This is a genomic window from Salmonella sp. 32020114201800008SM (assembly GCF_017572025.1).
Lineage (GTDB): Bacteria > Pseudomonadota > Gammaproteobacteria > Enterobacterales > Enterobacteriaceae > Salmonella > Salmonella enterica.
Map to the genome: position 1 here is coordinate 46,894 of NZ_JAGEQM010000002.1, position 15,903 is coordinate 62,796.

The 15,903-nt window shown below is 53.8% G+C and carries 16 protein-coding genes; 11 read left to right on the forward strand and 5 right to left on the reverse strand.

Features of this window, described 5'->3' with window-relative positions; all coding sequences use genetic code 11:
* The first annotated feature begins 14 nt into the window (after positions 1-14).
* Positions 15-224, forward strand: a complete 210-nt coding sequence (locus J4613_RS06300; RefSeq protein WP_001030592.1) for a CsbD family protein — start codon at positions 15-17, stop codon at positions 222-224.
* Positions 225-323: 99 nt separating this feature from the next.
* On the opposite strand, the gene zur is transcribed toward J4613_RS06300, so the two are convergent.
* Positions 324-839, reverse strand: a complete 516-nt coding sequence (zur, locus tag J4613_RS06305; RefSeq protein ID WP_000416271.1) for a zinc uptake transcriptional repressor Zur — start codon at positions 837-839, stop codon at positions 324-326.
* 246 nt (positions 840-1,085) lie between these two features.
* Between zur and J4613_RS06310 the strand changes: the two genes are divergently transcribed.
* The 3 genes from J4613_RS06310 (at position 1,086) to pspG (ending at position 3,892) form a co-directional block, all read left to right on the forward strand.
* The gene (locus tag J4613_RS06310; protein ID WP_001039335.1) at positions 1,086-2,396 is read left to right on the forward strand and encodes a conjugal transfer protein TraF; all 1,311 of its coding nucleotides are present in this window, start codon (positions 1,086-1,088) and stop codon (positions 2,394-2,396) included.
* A gap of 87 nt (positions 2,397-2,483) precedes the next feature.
* Positions 2,484-3,482, forward strand: a complete 999-nt coding sequence (dusA, locus tag J4613_RS06315; protein ID WP_001182233.1) for a tRNA dihydrouridine(20/20a) synthase DusA — start codon at positions 2,484-2,486, stop codon at positions 3,480-3,482.
* Between the two features lie 167 nt (positions 3,483-3,649).
* Positions 3,650-3,892 carry an envelope stress response protein PspG gene (gene pspG, locus J4613_RS06320; RefSeq protein WP_000891414.1) on the forward strand — a complete coding sequence of 81 codons (243 nt, stop codon included), beginning with the start codon at positions 3,650-3,652 and terminating at the stop codon, positions 3,890-3,892.
* A gap of 174 nt (positions 3,893-4,066) precedes the next feature.
* Here the strand turns inward: pspG and J4613_RS06325 are convergent, their stop codons facing one another.
* Entirely contained in the window at positions 4,067-5,050 is a 984-nt protein-coding gene (locus J4613_RS06325) for a quinone oxidoreductase (RefSeq protein ID WP_000235555.1), read from the reverse strand.
* Between the two features lie 64 nt (positions 5,051-5,114).
* Here J4613_RS06325 and dnaB point away from each other — a divergent pair, with 64 nt between their 5' ends.
* The 6 genes from dnaB to J4613_RS06355 all read left to right on the forward strand — a co-directional run bounded on the left by dnaB (position 5,115) and on the right by J4613_RS06355 (position 10,824).
* Complete coding sequence (gene dnaB, locus J4613_RS06330; protein WP_000918353.1) at positions 5,115-6,530, forward strand: replicative DNA helicase; 1,416 nt, start codon at positions 5,115-5,117, stop codon at positions 6,528-6,530.
* Between the two features lie 31 nt (positions 6,531-6,561).
* Positions 6,562-7,641, forward strand: a complete 1,080-nt coding sequence (gene alr / locus J4613_RS06335) for an alanine racemase (protein WP_001147297.1) — start codon at positions 6,562-6,564, stop codon at positions 7,639-7,641.
* Positions 7,642-7,826: 185 nt separating this feature from the next.
* Positions 7,827-9,020, forward strand: a complete 1,194-nt coding sequence (tyrB, locus tag J4613_RS06340) for an aromatic amino acid transaminase (protein WP_000486910.1) — start codon at positions 7,827-7,829, stop codon at positions 9,018-9,020.
* Positions 9,021-9,206: 186 nt separating this feature from the next.
* Positions 9,207-9,920 (forward strand): acid phosphatase AphA, encoded by a 714-nt coding sequence (aphA, locus tag J4613_RS06345; RefSeq protein WP_000724435.1) that lies wholly within the window; start codon positions 9,207-9,209, stop codon positions 9,918-9,920.
* A 128-nt stretch (positions 9,921-10,048) separates the two neighbouring features.
* Positions 10,049-10,465 (forward strand): secondary thiamine-phosphate synthase enzyme YjbQ, encoded by a 417-nt coding sequence (locus J4613_RS06350; RefSeq protein ID WP_000270392.1) that lies wholly within the window; start codon positions 10,049-10,051, stop codon positions 10,463-10,465.
* A gap of 2 nt (positions 10,466-10,467) precedes the next feature.
* On the forward strand, positions 10,468-10,824 hold the full coding sequence (locus tag J4613_RS06355; RefSeq protein WP_000155663.1) for an MmcQ/YjbR family DNA-binding protein: 357 nt from the start codon (positions 10,468-10,470) through the stop codon (positions 10,822-10,824).
* Here J4613_RS06355 and J4613_RS06360 read toward each other — a convergent pair whose 3' ends face one another.
* From J4613_RS06360 to uvrA, 3 genes are all read right to left on the reverse strand, one after another.
* On the reverse strand, positions 10,825-11,163 hold the full coding sequence (locus J4613_RS06360; protein ID WP_000146587.1) for a hypothetical protein: 339 nt from the start codon (positions 11,161-11,163) through the stop codon (positions 10,825-10,827).
* Complete coding sequence (locus J4613_RS06365; protein ID WP_000432197.1) at positions 11,150-11,605, reverse strand: hypothetical protein; 456 nt, start codon at positions 11,603-11,605, stop codon at positions 11,150-11,152. Before J4613_RS06365 ends, J4613_RS06360 begins: the two co-directional genes overlap by 14 nt.
* A gap of 131 nt (positions 11,606-11,736) precedes the next feature.
* The gene (gene uvrA, locus J4613_RS06370) at positions 11,737-14,562 is read right to left on the reverse strand and encodes an excinuclease ABC subunit UvrA (protein ID WP_000357725.1); all 2,826 of its coding nucleotides are present in this window, start codon (positions 14,560-14,562) and stop codon (positions 11,737-11,739) included.
* Between the two features lie 247 nt (positions 14,563-14,809).
* On the opposite strand from uvrA, the gene ssb1 reads away from it, so the two are divergent.
* Positions 14,810-15,340, forward strand: a complete 531-nt coding sequence (gene ssb1 / locus J4613_RS06375) for a single-stranded DNA-binding protein SSB1 (RefSeq protein ID WP_000168322.1) — start codon at positions 14,810-14,812, stop codon at positions 15,338-15,340.
* Positions 15,341-15,903 lie beyond the last annotated feature (563 nt).

Genomic DNA, 15,903 nt, shown 5'->3' on the forward strand with positions numbered 1-15,903 from the left:
ATGAGGACAAGATGATGAATAAAGACGAAGCCGGCGGTAACTGGAAACAGTTTAAAGGTAAAATGAAAGAACAATGGGGCAAACTGACCGATGACGATATGACCGTTATCGAAGGTAAACGCGACCAACTGGTAGGTAAAATCCAGGAGCGTTACGGTTACCAGAAAGATCAGGCGGAAAAAGAGGTTGTTGACTGGGAAACCCGTAACAACTATCGCTGGTAATATGTTTTCCCCTACCAGGAGTACATGGATGTGCTTCCCACTGTTTGCTTATGAATGCGGGCGTGCCCCTCTCTCATTGCCGCCCGTTTTCCGTTCAGGCTAACGCGGTTTTTTCTTCACCAGCACCGAGTGATCGTGACCACAGTCGCCCGGATGGCGACACGCTTCTACTTCTACGCACGCAGGGCACAGACCGTGCGCCTCAATAACGTTATGTCGTAGCGCAAAGCCCATTTTAGCCGCCAGCGTATGCATGATGTCTTCCACGCCCTCGGCACACTCTTCCTTCACCACGCCGCAACGATCGCAGATAAACATGGCCGAGCTGTGCGTCGGCTGGTCGAACAGGTGGCAAACCACATAACTATTGGTGGATTCCACTTTATGGACAAAACCCTGTTCGAGCAAAAAATCCAGCGCGCGGTAAATGGTGGGCGGTTTGGCCTGTGGTTCCGTTTCGCGCAGCAAATCGAGCAAATCGTATGCGCTGATGGCACCCTGTTGCAGACTCATCAGGCGCAGCACTTCGAGGCGCTGAGGCGTCAGGCGCACGTTGCGCTGCGCGCAGAGTTTTTCAGCTTGCGCCAGTAACTCTTGCGTTGTGGTCTTTTCCATGTAGCACCTCGAATGGCATGAAAGTCTAATCCGTTACTTTACCACGAGCTGCTTAAAACTCTGAAATTACCCCGCGACAATATATCGCCTGCTAAGCTTTTCCGCGCCAGTATTCTCATCTATACCTAATGAGGGTCGATATTATAACAACAGGATTTAACATCACTATTTCACAGCAATAGTTCGCCTCTGTCCGGTAAAGCGTGGCGGAGGAATTACTTCACCTGATAATAAGATGGGCTAACTGTGAACAAAAACGTCAAACTTTCACTGATTGCTATCGCGGTCTCGCTTTTTATGGCAAAGCAGGCGAGCGCCGCCAATACCTGGACGGAAGCGCGTAATGACGCAATGGGCGGGACGGGCGTTGCGTCCGCGAATTATGGCAGCGGAGTACTATTAAATCCGGCGTTACTGGCAAAAGCCAAACCGGAAGACAATATCACTGTTGTCCTTCCTGCGGTCGGCGTCCAGATTACGGATAAAGACAATCTCCAGGATGAAATTGACGATATCAGCGATAAAGTGGATTACTACGATGAGGTCGTCGATAACCTTACGCTGGGGCAAATTCTGCTCAATCCGCGAGGCGTGCTGAATCAATTTCAGGGCGCCGCGCGCGACCTGGCCGATGAGCTGGAATATCTCAACGGAAAAACCGCCCGCGCCAATGCCGGCGCCGGGTTGGCGGTAAGTATTCCAGGGCAAACGCTTTCCGTGGCGTTTATCGCCAAAGGTTATGCGCATGGGCGCGTGAGTTCGTCCATTGATCAGAACGATATTCAGTATCTGCGCGATATCCAGCATGATGAACGTGTCGCGCTTCGTGAAGCAGGACGCGCTGCTTTGCTGGGGTCTGACGAAATTACAAAGCATTTAAACTCTACCGCGTCGGGGCGGGTAGCGATTGTATCTGACTACGGTATTGCGCTGGCGAAGCAGTTTGTGGTGGGCGAGGTGCCTGTTTCCATTGGCGTTACGCCAAAACTGCAAAAAACCTGGCTCTATAACTACACCACCTCAATTTATAACTACGACAGTAGCGACTGGAATAGCAGCCGTTATCGCAATGACGATACGGGTTTTAACATTGATGCGGGGCTTGCTGCCGATATCGGTGAAAACTGGACGCTGGGGCTGAGCGGGCAAAATCTGGTATCTCGCGATATCGATACGAAAGATATTTACATCACTAATGGTATGACGGGAGAAACCACCAACTACAAAGATACATACCAAATCCGCCCCCTGGTTACCGCGGGCATCGCATGGCATAACGATTTGCTGACCGTAAGCGCCGATGGCGATCTGACGGAAACGAAAGGCTTTAAGAGCGAAGACAATTCACAGTACGTTGGCGTCGGCGCTGAAGTTCGACCGTTGTCATGGCTGGCGGTGCGCGCAGGGTATCGTGCGGATGTGAAAAATAACGATAGCAATGTGGTTACCGGCGGTCTTGGCTTTGCGCCCTTTAACCGTGTGCATCTCGATTTAATGGGACTGTACGGCGAAGATGAAACCTGGGGGGCAGGCGCGCAGCTTACAATGACATTCTGAGGTGCTTTCACCGGAGGCGCTACGCCTCCGGTTTAGCGTTATGCTATAGTAACGCCCCTTTTTTAACCGGATGCTTATTTATTCGCCATGCAGCCTGAAACCCAGTCCTCCGCTTTACCTGCTTATCGCTTCTCCATCGCGCCTATGCTCGACTGGACGGACAGACATTGCCGCTATTTCCTGCGTTTGCTGTCTCGCCAGACGCTGCTCTACACCGAAATGGTGACCACGGGCGCGATTATTCACGGTAAGGGTGACTATCTGGCTTATAGCGAAGAAGAGCATCCGGTCGCTCTACAGCTTGGTGGAAGCGATCCGGCTCAGCTTGCGCATTGTGCAAAGCTGGCGGAAGCGCGTGGCTACGATGAAATTAACCTCAACGTGGGGTGCCCCTCCGATCGCGTGCAAAACGGTATGTTTGGCGCCTGTTTGATGGGCAATGCGCAACTGGTCGCCGATTGTGTTAAAGCCATGCGTGATGTCGTCTCGATTCCGGTAACGGTAAAAACCCGCATTGGCATTGACGATCAGGACAGTTATGCGTTCCTGTGTGATTTCATTAATACGGTTTCCGGTCAGGGCGAATGCGAGATGTTTATTATCCATGCGCGCAAAGCCTGGCTTTCTGGCTTAAGCCCGAAAGAAAATCGTGAGATCCCGCCGCTGGATTACCCGCGCGTCTATCAGCTAAAGCGGGATTTTCCGCACCTGACCATGTCCATTAACGGCGGCATCAAATCGCTGGAAGAGGCGAAGGAGCACCTGCGCCATATGGATGGCGTCATGGTTGGCCGCGAAGCTTATCAGAATCCGGGTATACTGGCCGCGGTGGATCGGGAGATTTTTGGCGCCGATACCACCGATGCCGACCCGGTTGCGGTGGTTCGCGCGATGTATCCCTATATTGAGCGTGAATTGAGCCAGGGAGCGTATCTGGGGCATATCACTCGCCATATGCTGGGGTTGTTCCAGGGCATCCCCGGCGCGCGGCAGTGGCGTCGCTATCTGAGCGAAAACGCCCATAAAGCTGGCGCGGATGTTGCTGTACTGGAGCAGGCGCTAAAACTGGTGGCAGACAAGCGTTAAAAGTTCGCCAAAAATTAGTCAATCTCACCACGCTCTGTGCAGTCTTGCAGGGCGTTTTCTTTATATATCAAAAACATAAATATTGGCATGATTTTTGTAATAGCTTACCTGACCAAACCCGGTAAGCGCCGTGCCGCCGGGCAATGCCATCTTTATGGGGAGCGACTATGCTGGAACTACTTTTTGTGCTTGGCTTTTTTCTGATGTTAATGGTGACGGGCGTCTCCTTGCTGGGCATTCTGGCCGCGCTGGTTGTAGCGACTGCCGTCATGTTCCTGGGCGGAATGTTCGCCCTGATGATCAAGCTGTTACCGTGGCTACTGCTGGCGGTGGCTGTGGTGTGGGTGATCAAAGCAGTAAAAACGCCAAAAATCCCACAGTATCAGCGCAATAACCGTCGGTTTTACTAAGGTATTGAGCGGTTCGTCACAACCTGGAACTTTGCCCTCACAGGCAAATAGGAATCGATTATTAAATCTGTCATTATTGCGCAGGTAACGAATTCATCGCGCTGTACCCTACATACAGCCGAACAAAAAAAGAAAGGGCTTCCCGGGTGGAAGCCCAATTTCTTTGCAGAGCTATTACGGAATCAGCAGGCTTGAGCCCTGTGTGGCCCGGCTTTCCAGCACCTCATGCGCGCGACGGGCATCTTTTAACGCATAGCGTTGATTTTCAGCCACATCAACTTTAATCACGCCGCTGGCGATCAATGAGAACAATTCATTGCTGGCTTCGGTCAGTTCTTCACGTGTCGTAATATACCCCTGTAGTGAAGGTCGCGTGGCATACAGGGAACCTTTCTGATTCAGAATACCTAAATTCACGCCAGTGACGGGGCCGGACGCATTGCCGAAACTGACCATCAGTCCCCGTCGTTGCAGGCAGTCCAGTGAGGCTTCCCAGGTATCTTTCCCCACGGAGTCATAGACCACGCGGACTTTTTTGCCGCCGGTGATCTCTTTTACCCGTTCGACAATGCTCTCCTCACGGTAATTAATTACCTGCCAGGCACCGGCGTCCAGCGCCCGCTGCGCTTTTTGCGCGCTACCGACGGTACCGATAAGCTTCGCGCCCAGCGCTTTTGCCCATTGGCAGGCGATCAGACCGACGCCGCCCGCAGCGGCATGAAACAGGAAGGGTTCGTCGGGTTTCACTTCATAGGTTTTGCGCAACAGGTAAAAAACGGTCAACCCCTTGAGAAAAGAGGCTGCCGCCTGTTCGAAGGAAATGGCGTCAGGTAAAATCGCGGCTTTATCTGCGGGGACGTTATGGACGGAACTGTAAGCGCCGAGCGTTGACTGCGCGTAGACGACGCGATCGCCCACGCGAATGTGCTCCACGCCGTTGCCGACTTTACTGACCACACCCGCAGCTTCGGTTCCCAGGCCCGCAGGCAACGACGGGGGCGGATAGAGTCCGCTACGGATATAGGTGTCGATGAAGTTGATACCAATGGCTTTGTTCTCAACCTGGATTTCGTGTTCCGCCGGTTCCGTTGGCGTAAACTCCACGGTCTGAAGCACTTCCGGACCACCATGCTTGTGAAATTCAATACGCGTTGCCATGCTTCCTCCAAAAGAAATGTGGTAATCTTTCGACCCAATCACTATCTCGGTAACTCCATTCACTATGGCAGGAAATAAACCCTTCAACAAACCACAGACTGATGCCCGCGACCGCGATCCGCAGGTTGCCGGGATAAAAGTGCCGCCGCACTCGATTGAAGCGGAACAGTCGGTGTTGGGCGGTTTAATGCTGGATAACGAGCGCTGGGACGATGTGGCCGAGCGCGTGGTGGCGGAAGATTTCTATACCCGCCCGCATCGCCATATCTTTACGGAGATGGGGCGCTTGCAGGAAAGCGGCAGTCCTATCGACCTGATTACGCTCGCGGAATCGCTGGAGCGGCAGGGCCAACTGGACAGCGTCGGCGGTTTCGCCTATCTGGCGGAGTTGTCTAAAAATACGCCAAGCGCGGCGAACATCAGTGCTTATGCGGACATTGTGCGCGAACGCGCCGTGGTCCGCGATATGATCGCGGTGGCGCATGAAATTGCGGACGCCGGTTACGATCCACAGGGGCGCAATAGCGACGAACTGCTGGATCTGGCGGAGTCGCGTGTCTTCCAGATCGCGGAAAACCGGGCCAACAAAGACGAAGGTCCGAAAAGCATCGACCAGATCCTCGACGCTACCGTGGCGCGTATTGAGCAGTTGTTCCAGCAACCGCACGATGGCGTTACAGGCGTGGATACCGGCTATCAGGATCTCAATAAAAAGACGGCAGGGTTACAGCGTTCGGATTTGATTATCGTCGCGGCGCGTCCCTCCATGGGTAAAACCACTTTTGCGATGAACCTCTGCGAAAATGCGGCGATGTTGCAGGATAAACCGGTACTGATCTTCAGCCTGGAGATGCCCGGCGAACAGATCATGATGCGTATGCTGGCCTCGCTGTCCCGCGTCGATCAGACACGTATTCGTACCGGTCAACTCGATGATGAAGACTGGGCGCGAATCTCCGGCACGATGGGCATTCTGCTGGAGAAACGCAATATGTATATTGACGACTCCTCAGGTCTTACGCCGACAGAAGTCCGTTCGCGCGCGCGGCGTATTTTCCGCGAACATGGCGGGTTAAGTCTGATTATGATCGACTACCTGCAATTGATGCGCGTGCCGTCGCTTTCTGATAACCGTACTCTGGAAATCGCCGAAATTTCTCGCTCGTTGAAAGCGCTGGCGAAGGAACTCCAGGTGCCGGTCGTGGCGCTATCGCAGCTTAACCGCTCCCTGGAACAACGCGCGGATAAACGTCCGGTGAACTCCGACCTGCGTGAATCCGGCTCTATTGAACAGGATGCCGACTTAATTATGTTTATCTACCGTGATGAGGTTTATCACGAGAACAGCGACTTAAAAGGCATTGCTGAAATTATTATTGGTAAGCAACGTAACGGTCCTATCGGTACGGTTCGTCTGACGTTCAATGGTCAGTGGTCGCGCTTCGATAACTATGCGGGACCGCAATACGATGATGAGTAACTCTCCGTCATTCTGTTAACAAGGAATTCAAATGCAAGCGGCAACAGTCGTCATTAACCGCCGCGCTCTGCGACACAACCTGCAACGTCTGCGTGAACTGGCGCCTGCCAGTAAGCTGGTTGCGGTGGTGAAAGCGAACGCTTATGGACACGGTCTTCTGGAGACCGCGCGAACGCTCCCTGATGCTGACGCTTTTGGCGTGGCGCGTCTTGAAGAGGCTCTACGTCTGCGAGCGGGCGGGATCACGCAGCCTATCCTGCTGCTGGAGGGTTTTTTCGACGCCGCCGATCTGCCGACCATTTCCGCGCAATGTCTGCATACCGCCGTACATAATCAAGAGCAGCTTGCCGCCCTGGAGGCGGTGGAGCTGGCGGAGCCGGTAACGGTCTGGATGAAACTGGATACCGGTATGCATCGTCTCGGCGTGCGTCCCGAAGAGGCGGAAGCGTTCTACCAGCGTCTGACGCACTGTAAAAATGTACGCCAGCCGGTGAATATCGTCAGCCATTTTGCCCGTGCGGATGAGCCGGAATGCGGCGCTACCGAACATCAGCTCGACATTTTTAATGCCTTCTGTCAGGGTAAACCCGGGCAGCGCTCTATTGCCGCGTCTGGCGGTATCCTGCTGTGGCCGCAGTCTCACTTTGACTGGGCGCGTCCGGGCATTATTTTGTATGGCGTATCGCCGCTGGAGCACAAACCCTGGGGGCCGGATTTTGGTTTTCAGCCGGTGATGTCCTTAACCTCCAGTTTGATCGCGGTGCGTGACCACAAAGCGGGCGAACCGGTGGGCTACGGCGGGACATGGGTGAGTGAGCGCGACACGCGCCTGGGCGTGGTGGCGATGGGTTATGGCGATGGCTACCCACGAGCGGCGCCTTCCGGTACGCCAGTACTGGTCAATGGTCGTGAAGTTCCGATTGTCGGGCGGGTGGCGATGGATATGATTTGCGTAGATTTGGGGCCAAACGCGCAGGATAACGCGGGCGATCCGGTGGTCTTATGGGGTGAAGGTCTGCCGGTTGAACGTATCGCTGAAATGACAAAAGTAAGTGCTTACGAACTTATCACGCGCCTGACCTCAAGGGTGGCAATGAAGTATATTGATTAAATGCGCGGCGGGCCGGGTGGCGCTTGCGCTTATCCGGCTTGTATCGCGCATGGGCTGCAGGCCGGATAAGACGTTCACGCCGTCATCCGGTAATATGCGCATCCACCACAACATCCTCTCGATCTTCTCGTCCTTCCGGTTTATTGTGTTATTTCCTGCCCTCTGTAAACCTGGAGAACCATCGCGTGTTTCAAAAAGTTGACGCCTATGCCGGCGATCCGATTCTTTCACTGATGGAGCGTTTTAAAGACGACTCCCGTCACGACAAAGTAAATCTGAGCATTGGCCTGTATTACAACGAAGACGGGATTATCCCACAGCTTAAAACGGTGGCCGAAGCCGAAGCCCGGCTTAACGCGCAGCCGCATGGCGCTTCGCTGTACCTGCCGATGGAAGGACTCAATACTTATCGCCATACTATCGCGCCTTTGCTCTTTGGCGCCGATCACCCGGTTCTTCAGCAACAGCGCGTGGCTACTATCCAGACATTAGGCGGTTCCGGCGCGCTGAAAGTGGGCGCGGATTTCCTTAAGCGTTATTTCCCCGACGCAGGCGTATGGGTGAGCGACCCCACCTGGGAAAACCATATTGCGATATTTGCCGGGGCAGGATTCGAAGTGAGTACTTACCCCTGGTATGACGACGCGACTAACGGCATCCGTTTTAACGATCTGCTGGCCACGCTGAATACGTTACCTGCGCGCAGTATCGTGTTGCTGCACCCCTGTTGTCACAACCCGACCGGGGCGGATTTAACGCCTTCGCAATGGGATGCGGTGATTGAAATAGTGAAAGCGCGCGATCTGATTCCGTTCCTTGATATTGCCTATCAGGGGTTTGGCGCAGGCATGGACGAGGATGCTTACGCTATTCGCGCCATTGCCAGCGCCGGGTTACCTGCGTTAGTCAGTAATTCTTTTTCGAAGATTTTCTCGCTGTACGGCGAGCGCGTCGGCGGCCTGTCCGTGGTGTGTGAAGATGCCGAAATCGCCGCGCGGGTTCTGGGACAGCTAAAAGCGACGGTGCGCCGAATTTACTCCAGTCCGCCGTGTTTCGGCGCTCAGGTGGTCGCTACGGTCCTAGGCGATGAGGCGTTAAAAGCGGGCTGGCTGGCGGAAGTCGACGCGATGCGTAACCGCATTATATCGATGCGCCAGACGCTGGTGAAGGAGCTGAAGGCGGAGATGCCTGACCGCAACTTTGATTACTTGTTACAGCAGCGCGGTATGTTCAGCTATACCGGGTTAAGCGAGGAGCAGGTCGAGCGGTTGCGCGATGAGTTTGGCGTTTACCTGATTGCCAGTGGCCGCATGTGTGTCGCCGGGCTTAATGCTTCAAATGTACACCGCGTGGCGAAGGCATTTGCCGCTGTCATGTAATATTCAGGCCGGACGGCGATAACAGTGCCCTCCGGCCTGACAATAGCTGTTGTGATCATCCTCTTTTTTCGTAACAAAACCGCAGATAATCCTTCCTTTTGACCGTTACTGGCGTTATGGTCAGATAGTTTTTTGAGCAAAGACTCATCTTAATAATTATAATATTTTGAATTTTAAGGGAAAAGCATGAAAAAAATAACCCTGGCGCTGAGTGCCGTCTGTTTGTTGTTTACGCTAAACCATTCCGCGAATGCGTTAGTATCTTCCCCTTCGACACTCAATCCGGGCACTAATGTTGCAAAACTCGCGGAACAAGCGCCTGTCCATTGGGTCTCTGTCGCCCAGATTGAAAACAGCCTCACCGGACGCCCGCCGATGGCGGTCGGCTTTGATATTGACGACACCGTGTTATTTTCCAGCCCCGGATTCTGGCGCGGAAAGAAAACCTACTCCCCGGACAGCGACGATTATCTGAAAAATCCGGCCTTTTGGGAAAAAATGAACAACGGCTGGGATGAGTTCAGTATTCCAAAAGAAGTGGCCCGACAGCTCATTGATATGCATGTTCGCCGTGGCGACAGTATTTACTTTGTCACTGGTCGTAGTCAGACGAAAACGGAAACCGTGTCGAAAACGCTGGCGGATAACTTCCATATTCCGGCGGCGAATATGAATCCGGTGATTTTCGCCGGCGATAAACCGGAACAAAATACGAAAGTACAGTGGCTGCAGGAGAAGAACATGCGTATCTTCTACGGCGATTCGGATAACGATATTACCGCGGCTCGTGATTGTGGTATCCGCGGTATTCGCATCCTGCGCGCGGCTAACTCCACCTACAAACCGCTGCCGCAGGCAGGAGCGTTTGGCGAGGAAGTCATTGTCAACTCGGAGTACTAAAAATCAGGAGAGCGTCAGGCTCTCCTTTTTTGCATGATTTTTGCACAAACTTGCCCCGCTGGCTTTTACCTTTTCCAGACTTGCTGCACACTATTCAGGAGACGTTTGTTTTTAGGAAGGAGCAGCCTATGTGGTATCAGCGCACCATTACACTGAGCGAGAAGCCGCGCGGGTTTCATCTGATAACAGATGAAATTATCGATAAATTGTCTGGCTTACCGCCTGTCGAAACGGGTTTGCTGCATCTGTTGTTGCTACATACCTCGGCCTCGCTGACGCTAAACGAAAACTGCGATCCCACCGTGCGCGCTGATATGGAGCGCCATTTCCTGAAAACCGTTCCCGATAATGCGGCGTATGAACATGATTACGAAGGCGCGGATGACATGCCTTCGCATATTAAGTCGTCAGTATTGGGCGTCTCGTTGCTGCTGCCTGTACGCCAGGGGCGTTTACAGTTAGGAACATGGCAAGGTATCTGGTTGGGAGAGCACCGTATTCACGGCGGTCCACGTAAAATCATCGCGACACTACAAGGGGAATGATAATGACCATTTCGGAATTACTGCAATACTGCATGGCAAAACCTGGCGCAGAGCAGAGCGTTCACAGCGACTGGAAAGCGACGCAAATTAAAGTGGAAGATGTACTTTTCGCGATGGTAAAAGAAGTTGATGGGCGCCCGGCAGCCTCTCTCAAAACCAGCCCGGAACTGGCAGAGTTGTTACGCCAGCAGCACAGCGATGTACGACCGAGTCGGCACCTTAATAAAGCGCACTGGAGCACGGTCTATCTGGACGGATCGCTGCCGGATTCACAACTCTATTATCTGGTCGATGCCTCTTATCAACAGGCGGTAAATGCGCTGCCGGAAGATAAACGCAAGCAGTTGCCGCAGTCCTGATTATAGCGCGCCGACCAACAACGCCAGGGCGATATCAATGAGGCGGATGACCGTAGACCGGATACGGCTGCCGAGGGCGATTTGCGCATTATTGGCGCGTAGCCTGGCGAGGTCCCGCTGTCCTTCCAGCAGAATAATCATATCGTCGTCGTCCAGCCAGCCGCGAGCATGTTCCTGAAGCGCGCGGGCGATAAACGCGGCGGACTCGCGGATAGCGTCGTCGCTGTCTTCTCTTGCCTGCTTATACGTCTGGATAAACTCGGCAATCGCCGAGGACGCTACAGGGTGTTCGGCCCGGGCGGTGGTCATCAGGTTATGTATTTCGTTAATAGACGCCATTTTCATCTCCTTGAGTGCAGTGGGCGCCCCAATGCAGACACTCACCCTGTATAGCTAATTTCCAGACCTGATTATTTTGCTGTTGGTATCTCTCTGCCTGGATGTGAGTAAGTGGTTGCTTACGTTGCATAACCCGCGCATAAAGACGCAAATAGTGATTTTTCAGCAGCGCCAGATTATCGAGTCGGTGTTTATCCCCACCTTGACGGGCGACCCGCTCAGCCTGAAAAAATGTCTGGCGGATATCGCGGTCATCCTTGAGCAGTGTCTCTTTTTGCCACGGTATTCGCGCCGCGTCCTGCAGGAAGCGGGTTGAGCGCGTTTGTAATAGCGTCAGTTGTTGAAAAGCCACGGCGCTAAAGCGGTCAGGCAGCGTACAGGCGGCTAAAAACAGGCACAGCAGTAGTGTGATTGCGTAGGGCAACTTCATGGTGTTTTCCATAACAGACCGTTTGCGCTATCACATGTCAGAGCGAGGCGGCACGCAAATCACAAATGCTCAACACGGATACAATGAGGTGGGATGAGGAAAAATAATGCCGCTTCCCGGCGAATCGGAAAGCGGCGTGAAGGTTATTTGAGCATAGGTTTAAGGAAGCGGGCGGTATGCGACGCCTCGCACTCCGCCACGGTTTCCGGCGTACCGGAGACGAGAATTTCGCCGCCGCCGCTGCCGCCTTCCGGGCCGAGGTCGACAATCCAGTCCGCTGTTTTAATGACGTCCAGGTTGTGTTCGATCACCACGATGGTGTTGCCCTGATCGCGCAACTGATGCAGAACGTCAAGCAACTGCTGAATATCGGCAAAGTGCAGGCCGGTGGTCGGCTCGTCGAGAATATACAGCGTCTGCCCGGTGCCGCGCTTCGACAGTTCGCGCGCCAGCTTCACGCGCTGGGCCTCGCCGCCGGAAAGCGTCGTCGCCGACTGACCAAGACGGATATAGGTCAGCCCCACGTCCATCAGCGTCTGCAGCTTACGCGCCAGCGCCGGAACCGCATCAAAGAACTCACGCGCTTCTTCAATGGTCATATCCAGTACTTCGTGGATGGTCTTGCCTTTGTACTTAATCTCCAGCGTTTCCCGGTTATAGCGCTTGCCTTTGCACTGGTCGCACGGCACGTAAATATCCGGCAGAAAGTGCATTTCGACTTTAATGACGCCATCGCCCTGGCACGCTTCGCAGCGACCGCCGCGCACGTTGAAGCTGAATCGCCCTGGCGTGTAGCCGCGCGAGCGAGACTCCGGCACGCCAGCAAAAAGCTCGCGAACCGGGGTAAAGACGCCCGTATAGGTCGCCGGGTTGGAACGCGGGGTGCGCCCGATTGGGCTCTGGTCGATATCGATCACTTTATCGAAATGTTCCAGCCCCTGAATATCCCGATACGGCGCCGGTTCGGCGATAGTCGCCCCGTTTAACTGACGCTGGGCGATGGGGAACAGCGTGTCGTTAATCAGCGTCGATTTACCGGAACCCGAGACGCCGGTGATACAGGTAAACAGCCCTACCGGTAGCGTAAGGGTCACATCTTTCAGGTTGTTGCCGCGCGCGCCGGTGAGTTTGAGCACTTTTTCTGGATTTGCCGGCACGCGTTGTTTCGGCACTTCAATTTTGCGTTTACCGCTCATGTACTGGCCGGTCAGCGATTCCGGTACCGCCATAATGGCTTCCAGCGGGCCTTCCGCCACCACCTCGCCGCCGTGAACGCCCGCGCCGGGGCCAATATCAATCACATGGTCGGCGGCGCGAATGGCGTCTTCATCGTGTTCCACCACAATCACGGTATTGCCAAGATTGCGCAGATGAATCAGCGTACCCAGCAGCCGTTCGTTATCGCGCTGGTGCAGACCGATGGACGGCTCATCCAGCACATACATCACGCCGACTAACCCGGCGCCTATCTGGCTCGCCAGACGAATACGCTGGGCTTCGCCGCCGGAAAGCGTCTCTGCCGAGCGGGAGAGCGTGAGATAGTTCAGGCCGACGTTCACCAGAAACTTGAGGCGATCGCCGATCTCTTTTAGCACTTTTTCGGCGATTTTCGCTCGTTGCCCGGAAAGCTTGAGATTAGTGAAAAAATCCATCGCATGGCCAATGCTCATATCGGAAATAGCAGGCAGCGGCGTATTTTCCACAAATACATGGCGCGCTTCGCGATTCAGTCGCGTTCCTTCACAGCTGGCGCAGGGGCGATTACTGATGAACTTCGCCAGCTCTTCGCGCACCGCGCTGGATTCCGTCTCTTTATAACGGCGCTCCATATTATGCAGCACGCCTTCGAACGGATGGCGGCGCACGGAAGTATCGCCGCGATCGTTCATATATTTAAATTCAATGTTCTCTTTGCCGGAACCGTACAGCACGACTTTATGTACGTTGGCGCTGAGGCTTGCCCACGGCGCATCCACGTCGAACTTATAGTGTTCCGCCAGCGACTTGAGCATTTGAAAGTAATAAAAATTGCGACGATCCCAACCACGAATCGCGCCGCCTGCCAGCGACAGGTCGGGATTCTGGATCACGCGGTCCGGATCGAAATATTGCTGAACGCCGAGCCCGTCACAGGTCGGGCAGGCGCCTGCCGGGTTGTTGAACGAGAACAGACGCGGTTCCAGTTCGCGCATACTGTAGCCGCAAATCGGACAGGCAAAATTGGCGGAGAACAGAAGCTCCTCCGCTTTCTCATCGTCCATATCGGCAACAACCGCCGTGCCGCCGGATAATTCCAGCGCCGTTTCGAACGACTCCGCCAGGCGTTGGGAAAGATCGTTGCGAACTTTGAAGCGATCGATCACCACCTCAATGGTATGTTTCTTTTGTAGCTCCAGCTTCGGCGGATCGGAGAGATCGCAGACTTCGCCGTCAATACGGGCGCGAATGTAACCCTGGCTTGCCAGATTTTCCAGCGTTTTGGTGTGTTCGCCTTTACGCTCTTTAATAATCGGCGCGAGCAGCATCAGACGTTTGCCTTCCGGCTGTGACAGCACGTTATCGACCATCTGGCTAACGGTTTGCGCCGCCAGCGGCACGTCATGATCCGGACAACGCGGCTCGCCCACGCGGGCAAACAGCAGGCGCAGGTAGTCGTGGATCTCGGTAATAGTACCCACCGTAGAGCGCGGGTTGTGCGATGTCGATTTCTGTTCAATTGAGATCGCGGGCGATAGCCCCTCAATATGGTCGACATCCGGTTTTTCCATGAGCGACAAAAACTGCCGCGCGTAAGCGGAGAGCGATTCAACGTAACGACGCTGCCCTTCGGCATACAGAGTGTCGAAAGCCAGTGAGGATTTGCCTGAACCCGAAAGCCCGGTCACGACAATCAGTTTGTCGCGGGGGATGACGAGGTTAATATTTTTGAGATTATGGGTGCGGGCGCCCCGAACTTCGATCTTATCCATTCACCTTTCCCGGTAGAGACTCGGATGCCTGGTTTGTTTGAAGGACAAACGGCAGAAACGGCTAATTATGACACAATTTAACCTGTTTGAATATACAGTATTGGAATGCATCTTCAGCTAAAGTATGCAACAATATGAGGTTCGCGCGAGTGACCTGGAACCTGCATCGCAGCTATTAAAATGCTACGTGGAAATGGTACACTCACGCGTTTACACTATTTATGAAACGTATTCAGGAGACTCAATTATGGCCAGCAGAGGCGTAAACAAGGTGATTCTCGTTGGTAATCTGGGCCAGGACCCGGAAGTACGCTATATGCCGAGTGGCGGCGCTGTCGCCAACTTAACGCTGGCTACTTCTGAATCCTGGCGCGATAAGCAGACCGGCGAAATGAAAGAGCAGACTGAATGGCACCGGGTGGTGATGTTCGGCAAACTGGCGGAAGTGGCCGGCGAATATCTGCGTAAAGGTTCTCAGGTGTATATCGAAGGTCAATTGCGTACCCGCAAGTGGACCGATCAGAGTGGCCAGGAACGCTATACGACTGAAATTAACGTTCCGCAGATCGGCGGCGTGATGCAGATGCTGGGTGGTCGCCAGGGCGGCGGCGCACCGGCAGGCGGTCAGCAGCAGGGTGGTTGGGGTCAGCCGCAACAACCTCAGCAGCCGCAGGGCGGCAACCAGTTCAGCGGCGGCGCGCAGTCGCGTCCACAGCAATCCGCGCCAGCGCCGTCTAACGAACCGCCAATGGATTTTGACGACGACATTCCGTTCTGATTTTTGGTAAAAAAGTCAAAGCGTTATTTGCATTTTCGCTATAGCTCTCGTCTGCTGAAATGCCTGGTGTAAACCAGGCATTTTCTTACCTGGTATTATTGTCTTAGGGCCTATCCCACCAGGCGTTATTGGCGCAGCCAGTTTGGACACGGACAGCGCGCAAAAACCGGAGCGTACACGTAGTACGTGAAGTTTGACTCGCTACGCTCGCCCTTCGGGCCGCCGCAAGCGGCGTTCAAAACGCTAACGCGTTTTGGCGAGCACTGCCCAGGACCAAAATGGCAAGTAAAATAGCCCTAATGGGATAGGCTCTTAGTATCCCTTTCAAAAAAGAGAAGCGCATATCTCACGGAAAAATGTCGCTTATCGCCTCTGGCCGACTCGACTCGGCACATCATTATCCAGCCGAAGTTCATAAATGTACTGCAATAACCCGGATTGTCTTAAATATGAAAGAGAAAACTCATCTGCAAAATATATAATTTATAGCCATTTTTTGACAACAAAAAGATATTATAAAATAACGGTAGAGAATGGTCGGTATTATCAATGGTTAATTAAAT